General features: G+C 64.5%; 19 protein-coding genes. 15 read left to right on the plus strand and 4 right to left on the minus strand.

Features of this window, described 5'->3' with window-relative positions:
* The first annotated feature begins 5 nt into the window (after positions 1-5).
* From ABIB99_RS04165 to ABIB99_RS04180, 4 genes are all read left to right on the plus strand, one after another.
* A complete protein-coding gene (locus ABIB99_RS04165) occupies positions 6-1,259 on the plus strand; it encodes an O-antigen ligase family protein (protein ID WP_354175275.1) in 1,254 nt (417 codons plus the stop codon).
* A 99-nt stretch (positions 1,260-1,358) separates the two neighbouring features.
* The gene (locus tag ABIB99_RS04170; protein ID WP_354174931.1) at positions 1,359-3,272 is read left to right on the plus strand and encodes an SDR family NAD(P)-dependent oxidoreductase; all 1,914 of its coding nucleotides are present in this window, start codon (positions 1,359-1,361) and stop codon (positions 3,270-3,272) included.
* Between the two features lie 2 nt (positions 3,273-3,274).
* Entirely contained in the window at positions 3,275-4,495 is a 1,221-nt protein-coding gene (locus ABIB99_RS04175) for a glycosyltransferase family 4 protein (RefSeq protein ID WP_354174932.1), read from the plus strand.
* Positions 4,492-5,439: an NAD-dependent epimerase/dehydratase family protein gene (locus ABIB99_RS04180; RefSeq protein WP_354174933.1), complete on the plus strand. Its 948-nt coding sequence runs from the start codon at positions 4,492-4,494 to the stop codon at positions 5,437-5,439. Before ABIB99_RS04175 ends, ABIB99_RS04180 begins: the two co-directional genes overlap by 4 nt.
* On the opposite strand, the gene ABIB99_RS04185 is transcribed toward ABIB99_RS04180, so the two are convergent.
* Both ABIB99_RS04185 and ABIB99_RS04190 read right to left on the minus strand, forming a co-directional pair.
* Positions 5,427-6,446: an MraY family glycosyltransferase gene (locus ABIB99_RS04185; RefSeq protein WP_354174934.1), complete on the minus strand. Its 1,020-nt coding sequence runs from the start codon at positions 6,444-6,446 to the stop codon at positions 5,427-5,429. The genes ABIB99_RS04180 and ABIB99_RS04185 overlap by 13 nt on opposite strands.
* Entirely contained in the window at positions 6,443-7,402 is a 960-nt protein-coding gene (locus ABIB99_RS04190; RefSeq protein WP_028153035.1) for a lysylphosphatidylglycerol synthase transmembrane domain-containing protein, read from the minus strand. The genes ABIB99_RS04185 and ABIB99_RS04190 overlap by 4 nt, the downstream gene beginning before the upstream one ends.
* Before the next feature lie 221 nt (positions 7,403-7,623).
* Here ABIB99_RS04190 and ABIB99_RS04195 point away from each other — a divergent pair, with 221 nt between their 5' ends.
* The 9 genes from ABIB99_RS04195 to ABIB99_RS04235 all read left to right on the plus strand — a co-directional run bounded on the left by ABIB99_RS04195 (position 7,624) and on the right by ABIB99_RS04235 (position 19,631).
* The gene (locus ABIB99_RS04195; RefSeq protein ID WP_354112735.1) at positions 7,624-8,613 is read left to right on the plus strand and encodes an SDR family NAD(P)-dependent oxidoreductase; all 990 of its coding nucleotides are present in this window, start codon (positions 7,624-7,626) and stop codon (positions 8,611-8,613) included.
* Positions 8,614-8,620: 7 nt separating this feature from the next.
* Positions 8,621-10,033 (plus strand): mannose-1-phosphate guanylyltransferase/mannose-6-phosphate isomerase, encoded by a 1,413-nt coding sequence (locus tag ABIB99_RS04200; RefSeq protein WP_259256760.1) that lies wholly within the window; start codon positions 8,621-8,623, stop codon positions 10,031-10,033.
* Between the two features lie 181 nt (positions 10,034-10,214).
* Positions 10,215-11,219 carry a Gfo/Idh/MocA family protein gene (locus ABIB99_RS04205; protein WP_354174935.1) on the plus strand — a complete coding sequence of 335 codons (1,005 nt, stop codon included), beginning with the start codon at positions 10,215-10,217 and terminating at the stop codon, positions 11,217-11,219.
* A gap of 40 nt (positions 11,220-11,259) precedes the next feature.
* Positions 11,260-12,411 (plus strand): DegT/DnrJ/EryC1/StrS family aminotransferase, encoded by a 1,152-nt coding sequence (locus tag ABIB99_RS04210; protein ID WP_502917484.1) that lies wholly within the window; start codon positions 11,260-11,262, stop codon positions 12,409-12,411.
* Between the two features lie 321 nt (positions 12,412-12,732).
* Positions 12,733-14,259 (plus strand): murein biosynthesis integral membrane protein MurJ, encoded by a 1,527-nt coding sequence (murJ, locus tag ABIB99_RS04215; protein WP_071912097.1) that lies wholly within the window; start codon positions 12,733-12,735, stop codon positions 14,257-14,259.
* 579 nt (positions 14,260-14,838) lie between these two features.
* On the plus strand, positions 14,839-15,756 hold the full coding sequence (locus ABIB99_RS04220; RefSeq protein ID WP_354174937.1) for an NADP-dependent oxidoreductase: 918 nt from the start codon (positions 14,839-14,841) through the stop codon (positions 15,754-15,756).
* Positions 15,757-16,184: 428 nt separating this feature from the next.
* The gene (locus tag ABIB99_RS04225; protein WP_354174938.1) at positions 16,185-16,460 is read left to right on the plus strand and encodes a DUF1127 domain-containing protein; all 276 of its coding nucleotides are present in this window, start codon (positions 16,185-16,187) and stop codon (positions 16,458-16,460) included.
* A 283-nt stretch (positions 16,461-16,743) separates the two neighbouring features.
* Positions 16,744-19,053 carry a xanthine dehydrogenase family protein molybdopterin-binding subunit gene (locus ABIB99_RS04230; protein ID WP_354174939.1) on the plus strand — a complete coding sequence of 770 codons (2,310 nt, stop codon included), beginning with the start codon at positions 16,744-16,746 and terminating at the stop codon, positions 19,051-19,053.
* Positions 19,054-19,184: 131 nt separating this feature from the next.
* The gene (locus tag ABIB99_RS04235) at positions 19,185-19,631 is read left to right on the plus strand and encodes a c-type cytochrome (protein WP_028153044.1); all 447 of its coding nucleotides are present in this window, start codon (positions 19,185-19,187) and stop codon (positions 19,629-19,631) included.
* Between the two features lie 135 nt (positions 19,632-19,766).
* Here the strand turns inward: ABIB99_RS04235 and ABIB99_RS04240 are convergent, their stop codons facing one another.
* Positions 19,767-20,045: a hypothetical protein gene (locus tag ABIB99_RS04240; protein WP_166099441.1), complete on the minus strand. Its 279-nt coding sequence runs from the start codon at positions 20,043-20,045 to the stop codon at positions 19,767-19,769.
* A 369-nt stretch (positions 20,046-20,414) separates the two neighbouring features.
* Between ABIB99_RS04240 and ABIB99_RS04245 the strand changes: the two genes are divergently transcribed.
* Entirely contained in the window at positions 20,415-21,698 is a 1,284-nt protein-coding gene (locus tag ABIB99_RS04245) for a cystathionine gamma-synthase family protein (protein WP_247309766.1), read from the plus strand.
* A 131-nt stretch (positions 21,699-21,829) separates the two neighbouring features.
* On the opposite strand, the gene ABIB99_RS04250 is transcribed toward ABIB99_RS04245, so the two are convergent.
* Positions 21,830-22,081 carry a DUF1127 domain-containing protein gene (locus ABIB99_RS04250; protein ID WP_085405857.1) on the minus strand — a complete coding sequence of 84 codons (252 nt, stop codon included), beginning with the start codon at positions 22,079-22,081 and terminating at the stop codon, positions 21,830-21,832.
* A 170-nt stretch (positions 22,082-22,251) separates the two neighbouring features.
* Between ABIB99_RS04250 and ABIB99_RS04255 the strand changes: the two genes are divergently transcribed.
* Complete coding sequence (locus tag ABIB99_RS04255; protein ID WP_247344745.1) at positions 22,252-23,820, plus strand: winged helix-turn-helix domain-containing tetratricopeptide repeat protein; 1,569 nt, start codon at positions 22,252-22,254, stop codon at positions 23,818-23,820.
* Positions 23,821-23,869 lie beyond the last annotated feature (49 nt).

Genomic DNA, 23,869 nt, shown 5'->3' on the forward strand with positions numbered 1-23,869 from the left:
CCCAGATGCTGTGGCGGCGCTTTCGCAGCCCGGCGGCGTGGTGCGAAACGGCCGACCTGTTCGCGATCCTGACCGTGGCCTCGCTGCCCTGGTCGACCTCGCTCGCGGCGATCTTCAACGCTCTGTTCCTGGTCTGCATGGTGCCGTTTCTCGACGTCCGCGCATTCCTGCAATCGCTGAAGCGCCCGATCGCGGCCGCGCCGATCGCGCTGGTCCTGCTCGCGCTGGTGGGCACGCTGTGGTCGGATGCGGCCTGGGGCGCGCGCCTCTATGCGGTCAACCCGACCGTCAAGCTGCTCGTGCTGCCGGTCTTCCTCTATCATTTCGAGCGCTCGTCGCGCGGGCACTGGATGTTCATCGCGTTCCTGGTGTCCTGCGCGCTGCTCTCGGTGATGTCGTGGCTGGTGGCCTTCTATCCCAACCTGACGCTCAAGCCCGATCACCTCGAGCGCGGCATCTTCGTCAAGAACTACATCGACCAGAGTCAGGAATTCGCGCTGTGCGCGGTCGCGCTCGCCTATCCCATCGTGATGCTGCTACGCGAGAAGCGCTATTGGCTTGTCGGATTGCTGACCGCGCTGGCGCTCAGCTTCTTCGTCAACATGGCCTTCGTGGTGGTGTCGCGCACCGCGCTGGTCACCGTTCCGATCATGTTCGGCGTGTTCGCACTGCTGCACCTGCGCTGGCGCAGCATCGCGATCATCTCGGCCGCTCTGCTCGCCGGCGCCGCTCTCGCCTGGCAGGCCTCGCCGCAATTGCGCAAGACCGCGGACACCTTCGCCAGCGACTACACGCGCTATGTCGAAAAGGGCGAGCCGACCTCGCTGGGCCTGCGGCTCGAATTCTGGCGGAAATCGCTCGGCTTCTTCGCGGAGGCGCCAATCAAGGGGCACGGCACCGGCTCGACGCGCGGATTGTTCGAAGCGGTCGCGACGCCCAGCGGCCACTACCAGGCCTCCGCCGAGGTGATCGGGAATCCGCATAACCAGACGCTGAATGTCGCCGTGCAATGGGGCGTCATCGGCATCGTCGTTCTCTACGCGATCTGGATCCTGCATCTCCTGCTGTTCCGCGGCGACGGGCTGGCCCATTGGGTTGGCCTGCTGGTGGTGGTGCAGAACGTCTTCACCTCGCTGTTCAACTCCCATCTGTTCGACTTCCACGAGGGCTGGATGTATGTCATCGGCGTCGGCGTTGCCGGCGGCATGGTGATCCGGGCCCGACACGCCGAGGCGAAGGTGGGGGAAGCCGGTTCCTGAACGGCCGCGCGGCTGGCAAGCCTTGTACTGGCAAGTCTTGTCGAGATGGGCTATCAGCGCGGTCAGGTTGCATCTAACTGGGATTTCATCGGTCGGCGGATGACGCGTCTTTCGCATCTCACCTTGCGCAATTTCCTGATCGCGCTCCACGACCTGCTGGCGACCACGGCGGCGCTGTTCGCAGCCTTCTACCTGCGTTTCGAGGGCGGCGACGGCTTCTTCGATCGCTTGCCGCTGCTGTTCCAGATCCTGCCCTACTTCCTCGCCTTCAGCGTGGTCGTGTTCTTCGTCTTCAACCTGACCACGACGAAATGGCGCTTCATCTCGCTGCCTGACGCGCTGAACATCATCCGGGTCGCGACCGTGCTGACGGTTGCCCTCCTGGCGCTCGACTACATCTTCGTCGCCCCCAACGTCCGCGGCGCCTTCTTCCTCGGCAAGGTGACGATCGTCCTCTACTGGTTCCTCGAGATCGCCTCCCTCAGCGCGTTGCGCATGGCCTATCGCTATTTCCGCTATACGCGGGTGCGGCGGCATGCGAGGGGCGAGGATGCCGCGCCGACGCTGCTTATCGGCCGCGCCGCGGATGCCGAGGTGCTGCTGCGCGGCATCGAGAGCGGGGCGATTAAGCGCATCTGGCCGGTGGGCGTGCTGTCGCCGTCGAGATCCGATCGCGGCCAGTTCATCCGCAACGTGCCGGTGCTGGGCGACTTCGACGACATCGAGGACGTCGTCGGCGACTTCGCCAAACGCGACAAGCCGATCGCACGCCTGGTGATGACGCCGTCCGCGTTCGAGCCGGACGCTCATCCGGAATCGATCCTGATGCGCGCGCGCAAGCTGGGCGTGATCGTCAACCGCATGCCCTCGCTGGAGAGCGGCGACGCGCCGCGCCTCACGGCCGTCGCGGTCGAGGATCTCCTGCTGCGGCCGAGCGAAAAGATCGACTATGCGCGGCTCGAAGCGCTGATCAAGGGCAAGGCTGTCATCGTCACCGGCGGCGGCGGATCGATCGGGTCCGAGATCTGCGAGCGCGTCGTCGTCTTCGGCGCCGCGCGCCTCCTGATCGTGGAAAATTCCGAGCCGGCGCTCTATGCGGTCACGGAAGCGCTCGCTGCGCACGGCGCGGCGGCCGCGATCGAAGGGCGAATCGCCGACATCCGCGACCGCGAGCGCATCATCCGCCTGATGGCGGAGTTCAAGCCGGACATCGTGTTCCATGCCGCCGCGCTCAAGCACGTGCCGATCCTGGAGCGCGACTGGAGCGAGGGCGTCAAGACCAACATCTTCGGCTCGATCAACGTCGCCGATGCGGCGCACGGCGCCGGCGCCGAAGCCATGGTGATGATCTCGACCGACAAGGCGATCGAGCCGGTGTCGATGCTCGGCCTCACCAAGCGCTTCGCCGAGATGTACTGCCAGGCGCTCGACCACGATCTTGCCGCAGCTAGCGGCAGTGCCAGGCCGCCGATGCGGTTGATCTCGGTCCGGTTCGGCAACGTGCTGGCATCGAACGGCTCGGTGGTGCCGAAGTTCAAGGCCCAGATCGAGGCCGGCGGCCCCGTGACGGTGACGCATCCCGACATGGTCCGATACTTCATGACCATCCGCGAGGCCTGCGATCTCGTCATCACGGCGGCAACGCATGCGCTCGGCACCGCGCGCCCCGATGTCTCGGTCTACGTGCTCAACATGGGCCAGCCGGTGAAGATCGTCGATCTGGCCGAGCGCATGATCCGCCTCTCGGGCCTCCAGCCCGGCTACGACATCGAGATCGTGTTCACCGGCATGCGGCCGGGCGAGCGCCTGCACGAGATCCTGTTCGCCTCCGAGGAGCCGACCCGCGAGATCGGTGTCGCCGGCATCATGGCCGCGCAGCCGAACGAGCCGCCGATGCAGACGCTGCGCAAATGGATCGCGGCGCTGGAGCAGGCGATCGCGCGGGACGATCGGGCCACGATCAAGACCATCCTGAAGGATGCGGTTCCGGAATTCGGGTCGACCGCGGCCTGACCATGCAGTCTCAAGGCAAGATCGTCGTCGCGAGCCAGCACTATCCGCCTGATCCGAGCACGACCGCCGCGATCATGGCGGAGATCGCCTGCCGCGTCGCCGTCAACCACGAGGTCATCGTGCTGTCGGGCTCGCCCGGCGAATTGCCGGCCTCGCAAACCGGCCCGGGCAAGCCGCGCGTAATCGCCATCAAGAACCGGATGGCGGGAAAGGCCGCGCTGGTGCGGCGTGGATTGTCCGAGCTGCTGTTCGCGGCGCGCACCTTCTTCGCGCTGATCCGGGAGCTTAGGGCAGGTGACGTCGTGGTCACCGTCACCGCGCCGTTCATGCTGCCTTACGCGGTCGCGGCCGCGGCAAGATGCAAGGGCGCGCGCTCGGCGCTGATCATGCACGACCTCTTCCCCGATGTTCTCGTGATGGCGGAAATCCTGAAGCCCGGCTCGTTGGTGACGCGGACGATGCGCGCGGCCAACAGTCTGATGTTCCGCGCGCTCAATGCCGTCATCACCATCGGCCGCGATGCGGAGCGGCCGCTCTTGAGCTATTCCGGCATGACGCGGAACAAGATCCGCTTCATCCCGAACTGGGCGACGCTCGTTCCCGCGGCGCGTCCCCTGTCGCAGGACAATCCGTTCCGCAAAGCGCTTTCCGCGCGATTCATTGTCGGTCTGTCGGGCAATCTCGGCTTCACCCATGATCCGGAGATCGTGTTCGAGGCGGCACGCCTTTTGAAGGACGAGCCGGACATCCACTTCCTGCTGTCCGGCTGGGGAATCGGCTTCGAGCGGCTGAAGCAGTTGCAGGCCGAAGCGAACTTGCCCAATGTGTCCTTCGTGGCGCGGGTCGCGGATGCCGAGCTCGAGGCGTTCCTGGCGGCTGCCAATCTCTGGATCATTCCGTACCGGAAGGACGTGGCGGGGGTGTCGGTGCCGAGCCGGTTCTACAATCTGCTGGCGGTCGGCCGTCCCGTGGCGCTGGTCTCGGAGCCGGAAGCCGAGGCTGCGTTGACGGTGGTGGAGAACGGGCTCGGCTGGGTCGTGACGCCGGGCCGCGCCGATCAGCTTGCCGACGCAATCCGCGCGGCATCCCGCTGCGACGCCGCCGCCATGGCCGAACGCGCGGTGAAGGCGGCAGCGAGATTCGACCGGACGACCGCGATGAACGCCTATGCCGGGCTGATTGACGAATTGTTGCGCAATCCCGATCTGGCGGAGCAACGATGAGCGAGCGAAAACCGGTCGTGCTGGTGACAGGGGCGAGCGGCTTCGTCGGCCGCCATGTCGCGCCTGAGCTCTCGCGCGCGGGATGGTCGGTCCGCCGCGCGGTGCGCAGCCCGGAGGGTGTCGACGACGAGGTCGTGATCGAATCGATCGGCCCCGATACTGATTGGCAGGCGGCGCTCGAAGGCGTCGATGCCGTGGTCCATCTCGCCGCGCGCGTGCATCACAAGCACGAGGAGCACGCGGTCCAGCTCTACCGCAACGTCAACATCGCCGGCACGCTGCACCTGGCGCGCTCCGCGGCGACGGCGGGCGTTCGCCAGTTCATCTTCGTCAGCACCGTTCTCGTGCACGGCCGCAGCAATGAAGGCCGCGCGCCGTTCAGCGAAGAGGACATCCTCACGCCGCGCGGCCTCTACGGCATGTCCAAGGCCGCCGCCGAGGCGGGCCTGAGGACGCTGGCGCGCGACAGCGACATGAAGATCTCGGTGATCAGGCCGCCGCTGGTCTATGGCGCGGGCGCCAAGGGCAATTTCGCGCTGCTGACGCGCGCGGTGAATCTGGGACTGCCGCTGCCCTTTGGCGCGATCCGCAATCAGCGCGCGTTCCTGGCCGTGCAGAATCTGTCGTCGTTCATCCTGCGCCGGCTGGCTCACCCCGATCCCACGAGCAATTTCGAGATCTTCCTGGTCGCCGACACGGAACAGGTCTCGACGCCCGAATTCATCGAGCGGCTGGCAAAGGCTGCCGGCAAGACCTCACGGCTGTTCGGCATGCCACCGGACCTGCTCTCAACGCTGCTCAGCGTGATGGGCCGGCAGGATACCCATGACAGCCTGATCGGCTCGCTTGAGCTCAACCTCGCCAAGGCGATCGCGACCGGCTGGCAGCCGCAGGTCTCGCTAGACGAGGGCCTGCGGCTCGCGCTGTCGGCTCAGGACGCCTGAGGGCGGGAGAAGCGGCGCAGCACGAATCCGATCGCGATCGCGCCCGCGACGAGCGCGAGCCATGTGACCGAGGTCGAGCTTGCGCGAACGGTGATGACGGCAAGCACAGCCAGCAATAGATTGAGCGCGAACACGTCGCCGATCACGCGGCGGACCGTGAAGCCGTTGTCGGTGGCACGCTGGTAGAAGTGCGAGCGGTGCGCCGACCAGAATTGTTCGCGGCGCGCGATGCGCCGAAACAGGGTGATGGTGGAATCGACGAGATAATAGGCCGGAAGCAGCAGCGCCGCAGCCGGCTGCCCATGCCAGGCGAGCTCCAGCAGGCACCAGCCGAGCAAAAGGCCGATCGGCAGGCTGCCGACATCGCCCAGGAACACTTTTGCGACCGGACGGTTGAACGGCGCAAAGCCGAGCATGGCGCCGCACAGCGCCGTGGCGATCAGCGCGGCGGGCCACGAGAGATCACCGAGCAGTCCCAGCAGCAGCAGCGCCGCGGTGACGGGCACGACTTCCGCGACCGTCATCAGGTCCAGCCCGTCCATGAAGTTGACGAGGTTCACGAACCAGACGCCGGCGAGCAGGATGAGGCCACGCTCGAGCGGAAGCGGCAGTGCCGGCACGATGCGCGCGGTCTCGGGCGCGGTGAACACGACCGCGCTGACACAGGCTGCTTGCAGCGCGAGCCGCGCCAACACCGGCAGCGACACGATGTCGTCGGCGAATCCGACCAGGGCGATCACGATCGTTGCAATGACCAGCGCCGGCGGCATCGCAACGTTCGCCCAGGCAGCCCAGGCCGATGCGACCAGCAGCGTGGCGGTGATCACCGCGATGCCGGCGCCCTGCGGGGTCGGAATGCGATGCGAGGAACGGGCATTCGGTCGCGCCAGGGCATAGCGCTGGAGCAGGGGGCGGCTGGTCCAGGTGATGATCGCCGACATCAGCGCGGCGACCGCGACGGCAAGCAGCGAGGACATGGCGGCAACAGCGTCGATGGCTGGGCTCACTCCGGCACTCCGAGCGGCGCCGACCCTTTCGCGGCCTTCTCCGCGCTGAGGATCCAGACCAGGCCGCCGATCGCGCCGACGATGAAGAGCACGGCGCCGAACAGCAGCGACACGTTGACGCCTTCGTTGGCGGAAAGGCCGGCGAAACCAAAGGCCAGGCCCATCGTCGCCTCGCGCACGCCCCAGCCGGCGATCGAGATCGGCATCAGGGTGATCAGCATGATCGGCGGAATGAGGAGGAATGTCTGGCCGAAGCTGACCGGTGCGGCAATCGACTGCACCACGCACCACGCAATGACGACGGCGAGCACGTGAACGAGTAGCGACAGAATTGCGACGATCGGTCCGCGCTTGGCGTTGAAGATCACGCGGTTGGCAATCACGGCGCAGGCGTGGATGTGATGGGTGGCCCACCAGGTCTTCAGCCACGACCATTTCAGCGCGCCGAAGATCAGGAAACCGACGCCGCCCGCGAGCGCGGCGAAATCGACGAGCAGCAGCGCCGAGCGTCCGTGCGGATCGGTGATGAGCTCGTAGCTCCAGGGCAGGCTCGCGACGACGACGATCGCCAGCGCGACGAGGCCGATCGCGCGGTCGACGAAGATCGAGTAGGTGGCCGCACGCCATCCGGCGCCGGCGCGCGCGACCAGCCACAGCCGGACCGCATCGCCGCCGATCGCGGAGGGCAGCGTCTGGTTAAAGAACGCGCCGATCACGTTGTAGCGCATGGCGCGGCCGAGCTCGAGCGGCGCGCCGCATTCGGCGCTGATCTCGCGCCAGCGGACCACGCCGACGAAGATTTGCAGGAACGTGACCGCGATCGCCATGGCGATCCAGAGCAGGCTGGTCGCGGTCAGGCGCGAGAACAGTTCGGACAGATCGACCTTGCGCAGCGCCAGGTAGAGCAGCGCTCCGGAAATCAGGATTTTGGCCGTCGACAGCAGGATTCGGCGCATCTCGCCCGCATGAACAGGGTTTGCGAAGATTTGAGGCAACCCGACGCGAGGCGTCGAATTCGGCCGCTTTGGTATGGTCTTGGCGCCGATCTTGCAATAGCGCTTATCTGGAGCGGTGACGAATAGCGGCGAGGCTATTGCGACGGCCTCGATACCGCGGCTAAAGAGGCGCCGCGGGGCCGGCTTCGGGATCGCGTGGCAACAGATCGCTTGGGAACAGGATGACGGATCAGGCGATTTTGGTCACGGGAGCCGCCGGGTTCATCGGCTTTCACGTCGCCCGGCAGCTGCTGGCCGAGGGCCGGCCCGTGGTCGGGCTCGACAATCTCAACAGCTATTACGATCCGGCGCTGAAACAGGCGCGCCTGGCGCTGCTTCGGAACGATTCCCGCTTCGCCTTCGTCGAGGCCGATCTCGCCGACCGCGAGACCATCGCGGCGCTGTTCGCGCGACATCGATTTGACAAAGTCGTGCATCTCGCGGCCCAGGCCGGCGTGCGCTACTCGATCGACCATCCGCACACTTACGCCGATTCCAATCTCCAGGGCTTTCTCAACGTGCTGGAGGGCTGCCGCAACAACTCTTGTCGTCATCTCGTCTACGCCTCGTCATCCTCCGTTTATGGCGCCAACACTAAACTGCCATTTGCCGTGCAGGACCGGACCGACCATCCCGTGAGCTTCTATGCCGCGACCAAGAAGGCGAACGAATTGATGGCGCAGTCCTACAGCCATCTCTACCGGCTGCCGGTCACGGGCCTGCGCTTCTTCACCATCTACGGCCCGTGGGGACGGCCCGACATGGCCCTGTTTCTGTTCGTGAACGCCATCATGGCGGAGCGTCCGATCCGGCTCTTTAACCATGGCAAAATGCGTCGCGACTTCACCTATATTGACGACGTCACCCGTGTAGTATCCAAGCTGATCGATCAGGTGCCCGCGGATGACCCGGCTGCCGCAAATGCGCCGTCTAAGGTCTACAATGTCGGCAACCACCATCCGGAAGAGCTGATGCATGTCGTCGGGCTTCTGGAGCAGGAGCTGGGCCGGACGGCAATCAAAGAATTGCTGCCGATGCAGCCGGGAGACGTCTTGGAAACGTTCGCGGATGTCGAGGATCTGACGCGCGACACCGGCTTTGCACCGTCAACGCCGATCGCGCTCGGGGTCCGTAATTTTGTCACCTGGTATCGGGACTACTTCAAGGTTTGAAATGACGATGGACAAACGCATTATCCCCCTGATCATGTGTGGCGGTGCCGGCACGCGGCTGTGGCCGGCTTCGCGCGAGGTGCGCCCAAAACAGTTCCTGCCGCTGTTCGGCACGCGCTCGACCTTCCAGGACACGCTGCTGCGCGTGTCGGATGCCTCGCTGTTCGATCGTCCGATCGTCATCACCAATGCGTCCTATCGCTTCATGGTGCTGGAGCAGCTCGCCGAGATCGGCATCGAGGCCGACGTGATCCTCGAGCCAATGCGGCGCGATTCCGGCCCCGCGATCGCCGCGGGCGCGGTGTTCGCGCAGAACCGCACCAGTGACGCGATCGTGCTCGCGCTCGCCGCCGACCACGTGGTGCAGGACAATGCGGCCTTCGTCGCGGCGTGCCGTGAAGGCCTCACCGCCGCGAGCGCCGGACGCATCGTCACCTTCGGCGTCAAGCCGGAGCGGCCGGCGACCGAGTACGGCTATATCAGCCCGGGCGAGGTGATCTCCGGCGAGGTGCACGCCGTCGCGCGCTTCGTCGAAAAGCCTGATGCCGTGAAGGCGGCCGACTACGTCAGTTCGGGCTATCTCTGGAACAGCGGCAACTTCATGTTCCCGGCCACTGTCCTGCTCGACGAATACCGCAGGGTCGACGCGGCGAGCGTCGAGGCGATCTCCAATGCGGTGAGCAATGCCGGCCGCGATCTCGGCTTCGTGACGCTGGAGCCCGAGGCGTTCGGCGCGGCGAAGGCGATCTCGATCGACTATGCGGTGATGGAGAAGACCTCGCGCGCAGCGGTCGTGCCGGTGTCCTGCGGCTGGTCCGACGTCGGCTCCTGGCACGCGGTGTGGGAGTTGTCGGAGAAGGACGCGCAAGGCAATGCTTCGCACGGCAGCGCGGTGTTCGAAGACTCGCGCAACTGCAACGTCACCACAGATGCAGCGCTGGTCGCGCTCGAAGGCGTCGACGATCTCGTCGTGGTCGCCACCGCGGATGCGGTGCTGGTCTCGCGCCAGAAGGATGCCAACGGCCTGAAGCGCCTGGTGACGAAGCTGAAGGCGGTCGCACCGAAGGTCACCGAGGAGCATCTCAAGGTGCACCGGCCCTGGGGCAGCTACCAGTCCGTCGACAATGGCGAGCGCCACCAGGTCAAGCGCATCGTGGTCAAGCCGGGTGGGCGGCTGTCGCTGCAGAAGCATCATCATCGCGCCGAGCACTGGATCGTCGTCCGCGGTGCCGCCCGGGTGACCGTCAACGAGACCGTCAAGACGGTGCACGAGAACGAGTCCATCTACATCCCGATGGGAGCGGTGCATCGGATGGAGAATCCCGGCAAGATCATGCTGGAACTCATCGAGGTCCAGACCGGAAGCTATCTCGGGGAAGACGACATCATCCGGATTGAAGACGACTATCAAAGGTCGTAACCAGCAAGCTCCGAATCACGCGACCCGGGCCGGAAGGCGCAAGCTTTTGGCGCTAAGGCCCGGGGAACGTGTAACTTTTTGAATCAAATCGTGTCCGGTCAATTCAGCTGACATTCGCCACAAATGTGGCGCCCGTGCTAGAAGCGGCCCGGGGATTTGCGTTGAATCGGGGTTTGCTCAGATGAGTTCCAAAGGGTTTGCACCGGCAAAGGCCGGCTTGCGCGTTGGCGTCGTTGGCGCGGGCGTGATGGGCAGCAACCATGCGCGCGTGCTCGCGGGCCTTCCAGGCGTCAGCCTCGTCGGTGTGGTCGATCCGTCGCCAACGCATCTGACGCGCACCACCGAGCTTGCCAGCTGCCAGGGCTTCGAGACGCTCGACCAACTCCTCGCCGAAGGCGTCGACGCCGTCACCATAGCCGCGCCGACCCATCTGCATCACGAGGTCGCGCTCGCCTGCATCGCCAGGAACGTCCATGTGCTGGTGGAGAAGCCGATCGCCTCCACGGTCGCGGAAGGCCGCGAGATCGTCGCCGCCGCGCAAAAGGCCGGCGTCACGCTGATGATCGGCCATGTCGAGCGCTTTAATCCGGCGGTCGCCGCCGTCAAGCAGGCGATCGCAGGCGAAGATATTCTCTCCATCGCGATCACCCGCGTCGGTCCGTTCCCGCCGCGCATGTCCAATGTCGGCGTCGTCATCGACCTCGCCGTGCACGACATCGATCTGATCCGCTGGTTCACCGAATCCGACATCGTCGAGGTGCAGCCGCAATTGTCGAGCGCGGTCGCCGAGCGCGAGGACATCGCGCTCCTGCAGTTTCGCACCGCCAATGGCGTGCTCGCGCACATCAACACCAACTGGCTGACGCCGTTCAAGGCGCGCAGCGTCACGGTCGCGACCCGCGGCAAATACGTGATGGGCGATCTGTTGACGCGCCAGGTCACCGAGTGCTTCGGCTTCAAGCCGGATGGCAGCTATTCGATGCGGCATCTGCCGGTCGGCCACGACGAGCCGCTCCGCGCCGAGCTGATCGCGTTCCTGAAGGCCGTCCGCAACGGCGAGACGCCGGCGGTCACCGGCGACGAGGGCGTCGCCAGCCTCGAGATCGCCACGCAGTGCCTGGAAACACCGTCGCGGCCCGCGGCCTCGTCGGCTGCCCGCAAGGGCCCGCGCCGCGTCGCGGGCTGATTTCTACTCCATGTCGACCGCTCAAAACCCGCAAGGCGCCATGAACCAGCATCTGCGTTCCGAACCCATTCCCTTCATCGACGTAGCCTCGCAGCGCCGCCGGCTCGGCGCCTCGCTCGATGCCGCCGTCAAGCGCGTCCTCGACCATTGCCAGTTCGTCAACGGCCCTGAAGTCGCCGAGCTCGAGAAGCAGCTTGCGGCCTATAGCGGCGCCAAGCACGTGATCGGCTGCGCCAGCGGCACCGATGCGATCCTGATGGTCATGATGGCGAAGAATGTCGGCCCCGGCGATGCCGTGCTGTGTCCGTCCTTCACTTTCATCGCAACCGCCTCGCCGGTGGCGCGCACCGGCGCGACGCCTGTTTACGTCGATGTCGATGAAGCCACCTTCAACATGAGCCCGGAGTCGCTGAAGCGCGGCATCGCGACCGCCCGCAAGGCCGGCCTGAAGCCGGTCGCGGCGATTCCGGTCGATTTGTTCGGGCAGCCCGCCGACCACGATGCCATCGCCGAGATCGCCAGGGCCGAAGGCCTGTTCGTGCTCGACGACGCCGCACAGGGTTTTGGTGCGAGCTACAAGGGCCGCAAGCTCGGCACCTTCGGGCTCGCCACCGCGACCAGCTTCTTCCCGGCCAAACCGCTCGGCTGCTTCGGCGACGGCGGCGCGATCTTCACCGATGACGACGAGCTCGCAGCGACACTGCGCAGCATCCGCGTGCACGGGCAGGGCGTGGACAAATACGACAACGTCCGCCTCGGCCTGACCGGCAGGCTCGACACCATGCAGGCCGCGATCCTGATCGAGAAGCTGAAGATTTTTGACGACGAGATCGCCGCCCGCAACAGGGTTGCGGAGCGTTACGCGCGTGGCCTGTCCAACGTCGTCACCGTGCCGCGGCTTGCGCCGGGCAACACCTCGGTCTGGGCGCAGTACACGATCCGTCTCCCTGAGGGCACCGACCGCGACGGCTTCGCCGCCGCGCTGAAGGCCCAGGGCGTGCCGACCGCGATCTATTACGGCAAGTCGATGCACCAGCAGACCGCCTACAAGCAGTATCCGGTCGCCGACGGCGGCCTGCCGGGCTGCGAGAGCCTGTCGCAGGACGTCATCAGCCTGCCGATGCACGCCTACCTGACGGAAGCCGACCAGGAGCGAATCATCGCCGCGGTGCGCGGCGCGATCGCGGGCTGATTTCGTCGTTTTGCCCTTCTTTCCCTCTCCCCCTGTGGGAGAGGGTGGCATAGGCGGCCTTCGGCCGCCGTCCCTTAAGAACGCCGATGCTTTGCATCGGCTATGGCGATAGCGGCGAGACGGGTGAGGGGTCTCTCTCCGCACGGAAAGCTCGGAGAGAGACCCCTCACCCGGTTGAGTTTGTATCTACCTGCGGCGCGGCCCTCTCCCACAAGGGGAGAGGGCACAGCAATGCACATCGCAAGCCGAGCGCCCGTCTTTTTTGATCACGTCAAACTTCAAAGCCTTATCGTTGGGCTGATAAGTCTCTAAAACAGACGCATGCTCGGACGCATCTTCACGGTTGGTGGTTACACGCTGCTCTCGCGGCTGACGGGATTTGCCCGCGACATCATGCTCGCGGCGATCCTGGGCGCCGGCCCCGTGGCCGACGCCTTTTTCGTGGCGCTGCGGCTGCCCAATCATTTCCGCGCGATCTTTGCCGAGGGCGCCTTCAATGCCGCCTGGGTGCCGGCCTATGCGCATGTCCATGGCGAGCGCGGGGAGGGGGCGGCAAGACTGTTCGCCGATCGCATCTTCACCCTGCTGCTGGCCTCGCAGGTGGTGCTGCTGATCGTCGCCTGGCTGTTCATGCCGCAGGCCATGAGCATTCTGGCGCCCGGCTTTTCCGAGGACGCCGAGCAGCGCAAGCTCGCGATCGAGCTGACCCGGATCACCTTTCCCTATCTGCTGCTGATCACGCTGGTGACGCTCTATGGCGGCATGCTCAACGTGATGCAGCGCTTTGCCAGTGCCGCGGCGGCATCGATCTTCCTCAACATCTCCATGATGATGACGCTGGCGCTCGCCGCCTGGTTTCCCAGCGCGGGCCACGCCGCCGCCTGGGGCGTCCTGATTTCCGGCTTTCTGCAGTATTTCCTGCTCGCGGGCGATCTCGCGCGCCATGGCGGCCTGCCGCGCTTTGCGCCGCTGAAGCTCGACGAAGACGTCCGCAGCTTCTTCAAGGCGCTTGGGCCGGCGACGCTGGGATCGATGGGCACGCAGGTCGCACTGTTCGCCGACACCATCATCGCGACCTTTCTGCCGGCAGGCGCGTTGTCCGCGCTCTATTATGCCGACCGCCTCAACCAGCTGCCGATCGGTGTGATCGGCATCGCGATCGGCACGGTGTTGCTGCCCGAGATGTCGCGGCGGATCACCGCCAACGATCATGACGGCGCGATGAAGGCGCAGCGCCGCGCCTTCGATTTCACGCTGCTTTTCTCGGTGCCGTTCGTGGCGGCCTTCATCACCGTGCCCGACGCGATCATGCGTGCGCTGTTCGCCCGCGGGGCGTTCTCGAAGGCCGATGCCGCCGCCGCCGGCGCCACGCTCGCGGCCTATGCCATCGGCCTGATCCCCTTCGTGCTGATCCGCAGCGCGGTCGCGACCTTCTATGCGCGCAAGGACACCGCAACGCCGGTTCGCGCCTCGCTAACCGGCATCGCGGTCAATGTCGCCCTGAAGGTCGCGCTGATGGGATCGCTCGCCCAGATCGGTTTGGCGCTGGCAACAGCCGTCGGTGTCTGGACCAATCTGCTGCTGGTGCTGTTCTTCGCCGTGCGGCGAGGCTTTCTCGTGCTGGACCGCGCCTGGCTGATGTCGCTCGCCAAATTCCTGCTGACCGGACTGATCCTCGCCGCCACGTTCTGGCTGATCGCGCGCTTCAGCGGTTCTATGCTGGGCTCGATGCACTTCCGCGATGAGCTGATGCTGGTGCTGCTGGCCGTCGGAGGCACCATCGTCTACGCGCTCGCGATCCTCATCCTGTTTGGTCGCCGCTGGTTGGTCTCGCTGGTGCGTGGCTAGGAGTGAGCCAACGGGTTTGTCAGGTCCGCTCTGCCCACGAAAGGCGGACCTGCAGTAGACGTCAGTGCACTTCGGCTAAGGCCTGGAGTCGACCTTAGCGGGGCATCACGAGGCAGTCTCAGTTGGAGCTCAGAACCGCGCATCGCTCACCTGCGTGAAGCTTTGTGTATGGCGTCGGTGAGTTCATCATCGCTGGACCGATCGCTCCTTGAGGTTGTTCGCCCCGTGAGCTGACTGAATAAGTCCAGTCGGTTGGTGTCTGCAGCAACTTGCCAAGCCCAGTTTTGCGATTCTCGTCGGCTTACAGTCTCAAGGCCGACATCACGGCATCGGTTGGTACAGCCAGAATCGTCAATCTTGGTACTTTTTTATAGCCAGGCGCAACGCATCTACTCGCTACGACCGTGGATCGGTGCGAGCCCGATCCATCGGGCTTGGCGGGAGTTCCGATCGGTGCAGACAACTCAATCGCCGACACGGAGACAGGAGTTCCACACTGCCTGGCATTTTGTGGAAAGCCGGCGCGTGCGCGCTCCCTCACATTTCGACCGAAGAGACAATGACCAAGGAGAAAATCTCATGAAGGCGATCGTTGTAACGGAGCAAGCCGCGGGAACGGCCGGTATGAAGCTGGTGCGCCGGCCCGAGCCGCAGGCAGCGATAAACGATGTCGTCGTCCAGGTTCATGCGTCGAGATTCATCCCGACTGAGCTTGCGTGGCCCTCGAGCTGGGCCGATCGCCTTGATCGCGACCGAACGCCATCGATCCCTGGGCACGAGCTGGCCGGAGTGGTCTCTGCACTTGGATATGGAACGACGGGGCTGTCGGTGGGACAACGGGTGTTCGGCCTCGCGGACTGGTATCGCGACGGCACGCTGGCCGAGTACGTGGCAATCGAGGCGCGCAACCTTGCGCCGCTGCCGGGCGACGTCGACTTTACCGTGGGCGCGAGCCTGCCGATCTCGGGCCTCACCGCGTGGCAAGGGCTGTTCCAGCACGGTCGCCTTCAGGCGGGGCAGAGCGTGCTGGCACACGGGGCGGCAGGCGCAGTCGGGTCTATGGTGACGCAACTCGCACGAGCGGCCGGAGCTTACGTCATCGGCTCCGGACGTGCCGCCGATCGTCAGACAGTGCTCGACCTCGGCGCGAAGGAGTTCGTCGACCTCGACAACGACGCACTGGAGGACATCGGCGAAGTCGATCTGGTGTTCGATGTCATCGGTGGTGAGATCCAGAAGCGGTCCACAGGACTCATTCGAGCCGGGGGAACACTGGTGTCCATCGTCGGGCCGGTGGAAGCGCGGCCTTCCAACGGGCTGGCGATCGACTTCGTCGTCGAGGCTGATCGTGCCCAACTGAGTGAGATCGTTCAGCGGGTGCGGGACGGACGACTGCGGACCAACATCGGCAACGTCTCGACTCTCGACGATGCCGTCGCCGCCTTAAATTCGACCGAGCGACGTAAGGGAAATACGATTATCCGCGTTCGTCCCTAAGCGACGCACGTCCGTTGATGCGCGCGGCCGGCCGGCTCGTCCAGGTCGGCCGGCTGTTGAGAATGTCCCAGGGGGCAATGGCCGCCCTCTCGGAGCGGTCGTAAACGTCCGCTTTGGAATGCCCCTCGCGTAGGGGACATGAACCGTCGCGTCGAATGAGCGAATTCGTCGGAGCGAGGACTCGCCTCCAAGGTGCAACCGACCTCCGCACATCCCTTGATTTTGCACGATTGCCGTGGTATTGGCGCCGCATGATCAAATCGTCGCGCCATTTCAACCGTAACCACATGACCCGCTTCGGCCGGGCCGTGGAAGGAGTCGCGCGCTAGGAATTCGACGACGACATCTTTTCCACCAGGCCCCGCCGGCATCGGACGGGGCCTTTTGTTTGGCCTCGCTCCCTGCCGGCACAACAGCAGGAGCATCCGATGCCACCCCAACAGACGGACATCTCATCCGAGATTGAGCGCGATGCTGCGAGGCTTCGGCTCGACCTCTCCATCGTCTTGAGACTGATCAAGCGATACTGGCGTGCGTTTCAGGAGCGGCGGCAGCGCCCGCAGGTCGCATTGCAGGACCTTAGTGACAGGGAGCTGATGGATATCGGCTTGACGCGCGGCGAGATCGACTACATCACGCCTGAACGCGCTATCGATACGCTGAGAGATCGCGCCACGGATCTATGGAGGCGGGGCGTGATATAGGTGATCAACCGTCGGAAGCGGAGATACGCTTTGCGAACGAGCGGCAGTCAGCACGACTACTTCTTAGGAGTGCACCGCGGGACGAGTTCGGCAACTATCGTGCCATCAACCGGACCGTTCCTCACAGGGAAATGACCGGGCTGCGGCGTTTTCGTCGCATCCCGCTCTGACAGGCGAGGCGCCGGGCGAGTCTTCGCGGCCTGTGCACGCCTAAAGCCGTTTGCCTTGCCACTTTTTCCACGGCAATATGCCCGCAAAACAACCATGAGGACGGGATAAGAAAATGGCGGCTCCCATCAAGTTCGGCGTTGGCCAAAGCGTGCTGCGCAAGGAGGATGACGCGCTCATCCGCGGCAAGGGCCGATATACCGATGATTATGCGCCGCAGGCCGCGCTTCGCTGCCTGATGCTGCGCTCGCCGCACGCGCATGCCAAGTACACCATCGATGCGAGCCGGGCCCGCACGCTGCCGGGCGTTGCGCTGATCCTGACCGCCGATGATGTGAAGGATCTCGGCAATCTGCCCTGCCTGTTCAATCTCGAGACCGATCCCTTCACCGGCCCGCCTTACCCGATCCTCGCCAAGGACGAGGTGCGCCATGTCGGCGATTCCATCGCCTTCGTGGTCGCCGAGACCATCGACCAGGCCCGCGACGCGATCGAGGCGATCGAGGTCAAGTGGAGCCCGCTGCCGGCGGTGACCGGCGTCGTCAACGCGGTCAAGAAGGGCGCGCCGCAGGTCTGGCCGGACAAGGCCGGCAACGTGCTGTTCGACGTCTCGATCGGCGACAAGGCGGCGACCGAGGCTGCCTTTGCGAAGGCGCATGCGGTGGCCGAGATCTCCATCGTCAATCCGCGCGTGGTCGCGAGCTTCATGGAGGCGCGCGCGGCCGTCTGCGAATACGACGCCAAGCGCGATCATCTGACGCTGACCGTCGGCAGCCAGGGCAGCCATCGCCTGCGCGATATCCTCTGCCAGAACGTGCTCAACATCCCCACCGAGAAGATGCGGGTGATCTGCCCCGACGTCGGCGGTGGGTTCGGCACCAAGCTGTTTCCGTACCGCGAATACGCCTTGATGGCGGTCGCGGCGCGGCAGCTCAAGAAAGCCGTGAAATGGGCGGCCGACCGCACCGAGCATTTCATGGGCGATGCGCAGGGCCGCGACAACGTCACCACCGCCAAGATGGCGCTGGCCGAGGACGGCAAATTCCTCGCGATGGATTGCGACCTGATGGGCGACATGGGCGCGTATCTGTCGACCTTCGGCCCCTACATTCCGCATGGCGGCGCCGGCATGCTGCCGGGCCTCTACGACATCCAGGCCTTCCACTGCCGGGTGCGCACCATCTTCACCAACAGCGTGCCGGTCGATGCCTATCGCGGCGCGGGCCGCCCCGAGGCCGCTTACGTCATCGAACGCCTCGTGGACGCCTGTGCGCGAAAACTCGACATGACGCCGGACGCCATCCGCCGCAAGAATTTCATTCCGCCGAAGGCGCTGCCCTACAAGACGGCCACGGGCAAGGTCTATGATTCCGGCGACTTCGCCGCGCATCTCAAGCGCGCGATGGAGATCGGCGAGTGGAAGGAATTTCCCAAGCGTGCCAAGGCGGCGAAGAAGAATGGTCTGATCCGCGGCATTGGCCTTGCGAGCTATGTCGAGATCTGCGGCGTGATGGGCGAGGAGACCGCCAATGTGCGGCTCGATCCCAACGGCGACGTCACCGTTTTGATCGGCACACAGTCGAGCGGGCAGGGCCACCAGACGGCTTATGCGCAGATCGTCGCCGAGCAGTTCGGGCTGCCCCCGGAGCGCGTGCACGTGCGCCAGGGCGACACCGACGAGATCGCCACGGGGCTCGGCACCGGCGGCTCGGCCTCGATCCCGTCAGGCGGCGTCAGCGTCGAGCGCGCCACGCGTGAGCTCGGGCAAAAGCTGAAGGAGATCGCGGCGCAGGCGCTGGAAGCCAGCGCCGGCGACCTCGAGCTCTCCGATGGCGTGGTGCGGATTGCCGGCACCGACCGTTCGATGTCGTTCGCCGATCTCGCCAAGCGCGGGAGCGCCGATCCATCGAAGCTTAACGGCAGCGCGACCTTTGCCAGCGCCGACGGCACCTATCCGAACGGCACGCATCTGGCGGAAGTCGAGATCGATCCGGCGACCGGCATCATCAAGATCGTCAACTACGTGATCGTCGACGATTTCGGCAAGACGCTCAACCCGCTGCTTTTGGCGGGCCAGGTGCATGGCGGCGCCATGCAGGGCATCGGCCAGGCGCTGATGGAGCAGGTGGTCTACGGCGCCACTGACGGGCAGCTGATCACCGCGACCTTCATGGACTACGCGCTGCCGCGCGCGGCTGATGGTCCGGACTTCGTATTCGAGACCAGCAACGTTCCCTGCACGACCAATCCGCTGGGCGTGAAGGGGGCGGGCGAGGCCGGCGCGATCGGCTCCTGTCCGGCCGTCGTCAACGCCATCGTCGACGGGCTCTGGCGCGAATACAAGATCGACCACATCGACATGCCGGCCACCCCGGAGCGGGTGTGGATCGCCGTCAACGAGCACCACCGCCGTCACAGCCTTTAATCTCGAGCTCGACCAAATAATCCATAGTGCGACGATCTATCGCCGCGCTTTGGATGGAATGAACTCTGCCAATCGGTGTTGGCCCAATGTGGGGTCAGCACGATCCTGTCTCAGGGAAAGGGATTTTGCGAATGAAGCGAGTGTTGGTTGTTGGGGGCGCGCTGCTGCTCGGCATGGGCGCGGTTTGGGCGCAGCAGGACTCCGTCAAGGAGGTCCAGACCCTCATGAAGGGCAACGGCAAGAACGCCGGCGCGGTTGCGGCGATCGTCAAGGGCGAGAAGCCTTACGACCAGGCCACGGTGGACAGCGCGCTGGCGCAGTTCGCGGATACTGCCAAGAAGCTGCCGAACCTGTTCCCGGCGAGCGCAAAGGGCCAGAAGCCCGAGGGCGACTACAGCGCCTCGCCGAAGATCTGGGAGGACAAGGCCGGCTTCGACGCCAAGATCGCAAGCTTCGCCAAGGTCGTCGGCGAGGCCAAGGGCAAGATCAAGGACCTGGATTCGCTCAAGGCGACTTTTCCCGCGGTCGGCAAGGAATGCGGCGGCTGTCACGAGACCTTTCGTGTGAAGAACAGCTGACGCGGAGCCGGCAAAAAGTGAGGGCGGATGCGCACGGCATCCGCCCTTTTTGCGTTGTGTGCGGGCGCCTCGGTTGACTCGTACGCGTTTTCGGTCGGACGCGCATCTAGGCGGATCGAAGGCGAGCGCAATTGCTCAGCCGGCTCCCGAAGCTTTTCGAGCGGCAGGCTTGCGAGTCTCTTTTTCGAGTAACCACCCCAAAGCCTTCGCTGGGTTCAACCAGCGCACCTCATCGATCTGTTCGGCGAGCGTCAGCGCATGAACGGTCAGTACCTCAATGTCCTGAGGATTGACGTCCGCCTTTTCCAGCACGTGTATGCACCGGTTGATCGCCGCCAGATCGAGCTGAAGTTGCTCGACACTTGAGTGGTGATGTTTGGCCCCCACGACTTTCCATGGTCTCATTGCGCGCACTTTTTTCTCCCCATACGCGGTCACGCCTTCGTGAGTGCTGTTTGTGGCGGCAACACGAAAATGGATGGACGGAATCGGGGATGTTTGCGGGCGGCCCGTCAAAGGTAGGGCCGCAGCGGGGGAGGCTCGGACCATTGCGTTGAGGTGCCTCGGTTACCGAGGCATCGATTCGTCGGACCACACCAAAGGCAAAATTTGTTGGCGAGGCCTGGCTGATCGCTGTCGGGGCGCCACGTATGAGCCTATCCTCAACCGCAGTCGCTGCGACGTTGACGAGAGCTGTCGGATGCAGGCGCATCCGGGTCGTGCGCTTCGATCGCAGAGTTCCAATTCGCGGCGAGAATCTGAATCAAAACAGCGAGGCAGGCCATGGTCAAACCGTTCCCGTCGAAGACGCACATCGGCAACCATATGCTGCATCCTGAAACGCTGATGCTGACCTATGGCTACGATCCGCAATTGTCGGAAGGCGCCATCAAGCCGCCGGTGTTCCTGACCTCCACCTTCGTGTTCAAGACGGCCGACGACGGGCAGGACTTCTTCGATTTCGTCGCCGGCCGGCGCGAGCCGCCGGAAGGGATGGGCGCGGGGCTGGTCTATTCGCGCTTCAATCACCCCAACAGCGAAATCGTCGAGGACAGGCTCGCGATCTACGAGCGCACCGAGAGCTGTGCGCTGTTCTCATCCGGCATGGCGGCGATTGCAACCACGATCCTGGCGTTCGTCCGTCCCGGCGATGTCATCCTGCACTCCCAGCCGCTCTATGGCGGGACGGAAACCCTGCTGACGAACACGCTTGCGCGCCTGTCGATCGGCGCCGTCGGCTTCGCCGATGGCGTTGATGAAGCGGCGGTCAGCCAGGCCTCGGAGGAGGCCATGCGCAAGGGCCGGGTCTCGATGATTCTGATCGAAACTCCGGCCAACCCGACCAACGGGCTGGTCGACGTCGCGATGATGCGCCGTGTCGCCGAAGCCATCGGAAAGACCCAGGGGCACATTCCAATCATCGCCTGCGACAATACGCTGCTCGGTCCGGTGTTTCAGCGGCCGATCGAGCATGGTGCGGACATTTCCCTGTACTCGCTTACGAAATATGTCGGCGGTCATTCGGACCTGATCGCGGGTGCCGCGCTCGGCGCGAAGGCGATCGTGAAGGGCATCAAGGCGCTCCGCGGCGCGATCGGCACCCAGCTCGATCCGCATTCCTGCTGGATGATCAACCGCTCGCTCGAGACGCTGAGCCTGCGCATGGAGAAGGCGGACAGCAACGCGCGCCTCGTGGCGGATTATTTGCGCGATCACCCCAAGGTGGCCAAGGTCCACTACCTCGGCCATCTCGAGGAGGCTTCGCCGGCCGGAATGGTGTTCGCGCGGCAATGCCTGGGGGCGGGCTCCACCTTCTCGTTCGACATCGTCGGTGGCAAGGACGCGGCGGTGAAATTCCTCAACGCGCTGCAAATCCTCAAGTTGGCAGTGAGTCTTGGCGGAACGGAGTCGCTTGCGAGCCTGCCTGCAACCATGACCCATTCCGGCGTTCCCGCCGACATCCGCATGAAAATCGGTGTGCTCGATTCCACGATCCGGCTGTCGATCGGCATTGAAAACCCGTCGGACCTGATCGCCGATCTCGCGCAGGCGCTGAACGCGGCTTGAGGGCGTAGCCCCGGCATTGCCGAAGCGTCCCCAAGTAACGCAATGAGGTCGGCCATGCCGCCGCTCGCGCGAGCCAAGGTGCCAAGCCTTGGTCAGGCTGGTATCTCCTGGCAGGTCGAATGGCTCCGGACTTACGCTCCGCGCGAATGGCTCACGATGTCTCGCGGGTCGATATCGCGGCTGGAGGCAACGTAGTCGATCTCGCCGCGCGTCGTGCCGATGTCCATCAACTCCCGGTCACTCAAGCCGGACAATGTGCCGCGCAATCTCTGGCGATCGCGACGTGCCTGAAAGACATCCCAGTACTTCCGGATCAGGCTGCGGACATGCCGGGACGATATGGACGCCCGTTCCGGCCACATTGTACCTTGGATCAGGGTCATTGCGGTGCCTTCGGAGGGTGTTTCTCACACCGAGAAGGTGCCCGAAGACCGACGCGCGTGCTTGACCGACAGCTTACATTTTTCCTACCGGCAGCTTATTCTTGCGACGTCCAGCGGGCCCAAAAGCCCACCCCGGTCGCCCCGGAGGGCTCACCCAAGGGATTCGCACCGTGCGCTATCTCTTTGAGGAGTATGCATTCGACGCCGGTCGGCGAGAGCTGCATCGCGGAGCGGATCGGATCTCAGTTACGCCACTGGTGTTCGATCTCCTCGATTACCTGATCCGCAATCGGGAGCGCGTCGTAGGCAAGGATGAACTCATCGATGCCATTTGGCAGGGGCGCTGCGTGTCCGATGCTGCGCTGACGACCCGCCTCAACAGTGCGCGATGCGCGATCGGGGATTCTGGCGAAGAGCAGCGGCTGATAAGAACACTGCCACGTAGAGGCTTCCGCTTCGTGGGTCAGGTCCGGGAAACGCTTGCCGCCGAGGGCGCCGCGGCCGTCGACGGCGGAGCCGAGACGCCGAAACCAGCGCTCTCGCTTCCCGACAAACCCTCGATCGCGGTCCTTCCATTCGCCAACCTGTGCCCGGATCCGGAGCAGGACTATTTTGCCGACGGTATGGTCGAGGACATCATTTCGGGACTGTCGCGTTCGAAGTCTCTTTTCGTCATCGCGCGACATTCGACTCTGGCCTACAAGGGCAGGGCGATCGACGTCAAACAGATCGGTCAGGAGCTGGGCGTTCGCTACGTGCTCGAAGGCAGTGTGCGCAAGGCCGGCAATCGAGTCCGAATCGCCGGTCAGTTGATCGACGCGGCGACCGGCCTGAATCTCTGGACGGATCGGTTTGACAGTGAGATCGAAGATCTTTTCGACCTGCAGGATCGGCTGACAAGCAGCGTCATCGGCGCAATCTCCCCGCGACTGGAGCGCGCCGAAATCGAGCGCGCCCAACGCCAGCCGACCGACAACCTTCAGGCTTACGACTATTATCTTCGGGCATTTGCCTCCTTCTTCAAATTCACCGAGGAAGCAAGCATTGAGGCTATGGAGCTCGCAAAAACTGCCCGCGAGATCGATCCCGAATTCGCGCGCGCATACGCGCTCGGCGCCCGTTGCTATGTCCTGAGGAATGTTTTCGACTGGATCACTGATGAAGCCCATGAACACAGTGAAGCCGCGCGGCTGGCGAGGCGGGCGGTCGAGCTTGACCCGAACGATCCGTCGGTGCTTGCGATGGCCGGACACGCGCTCTCCCAGGTGGCAGGCGAGGTCGAGGAAGGCGATGCTCTTCTCGTGCGCGCGATAAAGCTGGACCCAAACCTCGTCATCGCACGACATTGGAACGGTTGGAGCCGACTCTGGCTTGGTCGTGGTGACGCCGCAATCGAGCAATTCAACACCGCATTGCGTTTGAACCCGCTTCATCCGCATGGGGGCGCCAACGCCCAGACGGGCTTGGCTTATGCTCATTTCCTTGCAGACCGTCATGATGACGCCTTGGCTTGCGCGGCAGCCGCCATCAGGCTGATACCGATCTTTCCGCCTGCGCAATTCATTCTGGCGGCATGCCATGCGGCGTCAGACCGGGTTGGGGAAGCCCGGCGGATTTGCGACCGTGCGATGCAACTATGTCCCAATAAGCGTATCGATGCGTACACACGGCGATACCGCCGACGGGAAGATGTCGAAAAGCTGACGCAAGCGCTCCGGGTTGCCGGCATGCCGGAATGAGCGTGCGCGGTCACCTCGCGGCGTGCGGAATCGAAAAGGCCGGACGCTC

This window comes from Bradyrhizobium sp. LA6.1 (genome assembly GCF_040547805.1).
GTDB lineage: Bacteria > Pseudomonadota > Alphaproteobacteria > Rhizobiales > Xanthobacteraceae > Bradyrhizobium > Bradyrhizobium barranii.

Coding starts and splice junctions, on each gene's coding strand:
- ABIB99_RS04165 (WP_354175275.1), top strand. CDS start 6: ATGCTGTGGCGGCGCTTTCGCAGCCCGGCGGCGTGGTGCGAAACGGCC.
- ABIB99_RS04170 (WP_354174931.1), top strand. CDS start 1,359: ATGACGCGTCTTTCGCATCTCACCTTGCGCAATTTCCTGATCGCGCTC.
- ABIB99_RS04175 (WP_354174932.1), top strand. CDS start 3,275: ATGCAGTCTCAAGGCAAGATCGTCGTCGCGAGCCAGCACTATCCGCCT.
- ABIB99_RS04180 (WP_354174933.1), top strand. CDS start 4,492: ATGAGCGAGCGAAAACCGGTCGTGCTGGTGACAGGGGCGAGCGGCTTC.
- ABIB99_RS04190 (WP_028153035.1), bottom strand. CDS start 7,402: ATGCGCCGAATCCTGCTGTCGACGGCCAAAATCCTGATTTCCGGAGCG.
- ABIB99_RS04195 (WP_354112735.1), top strand. CDS start 7,624: ATGACGGATCAGGCGATTTTGGTCACGGGAGCCGCCGGGTTCATCGGC.
- ABIB99_RS04200 (WP_259256760.1), top strand. CDS start 8,621: ATGGACAAACGCATTATCCCCCTGATCATGTGTGGCGGTGCCGGCACG.
- ABIB99_RS04205 (WP_354174935.1), top strand. CDS start 10,215: ATGAGTTCCAAAGGGTTTGCACCGGCAAAGGCCGGCTTGCGCGTTGGC.
- ABIB99_RS04210 (WP_502917484.1), top strand. CDS start 11,260: ATGAACCAGCATCTGCGTTCCGAACCCATTCCCTTCATCGACGTAGCC.
- murJ (WP_071912097.1), top strand. CDS start 12,733: ATGCTCGGACGCATCTTCACGGTTGGTGGTTACACGCTGCTCTCGCGG.
- ABIB99_RS04220 (WP_354174937.1), top strand. CDS start 14,839: ATGAAGGCGATCGTTGTAACGGAGCAAGCCGCGGGAACGGCCGGTATG.
- ABIB99_RS04225 (WP_354174938.1), top strand. CDS start 16,185: ATGCCACCCCAACAGACGGACATCTCATCCGAGATTGAGCGCGATGCT.
- ABIB99_RS04230 (WP_354174939.1), top strand. CDS start 16,744: ATGGCGGCTCCCATCAAGTTCGGCGTTGGCCAAAGCGTGCTGCGCAAG.
- ABIB99_RS04235 (WP_028153044.1), top strand. CDS start 19,185: ATGAAGCGAGTGTTGGTTGTTGGGGGCGCGCTGCTGCTCGGCATGGGC.
- ABIB99_RS04245 (WP_247309766.1), top strand. CDS start 20,415: ATGGTCAAACCGTTCCCGTCGAAGACGCACATCGGCAACCATATGCTG.
- ABIB99_RS04250 (WP_085405857.1), bottom strand. CDS start 22,081: ATGACCCTGATCCAAGGTACAATGTGGCCGGAACGGGCGTCCATATCG.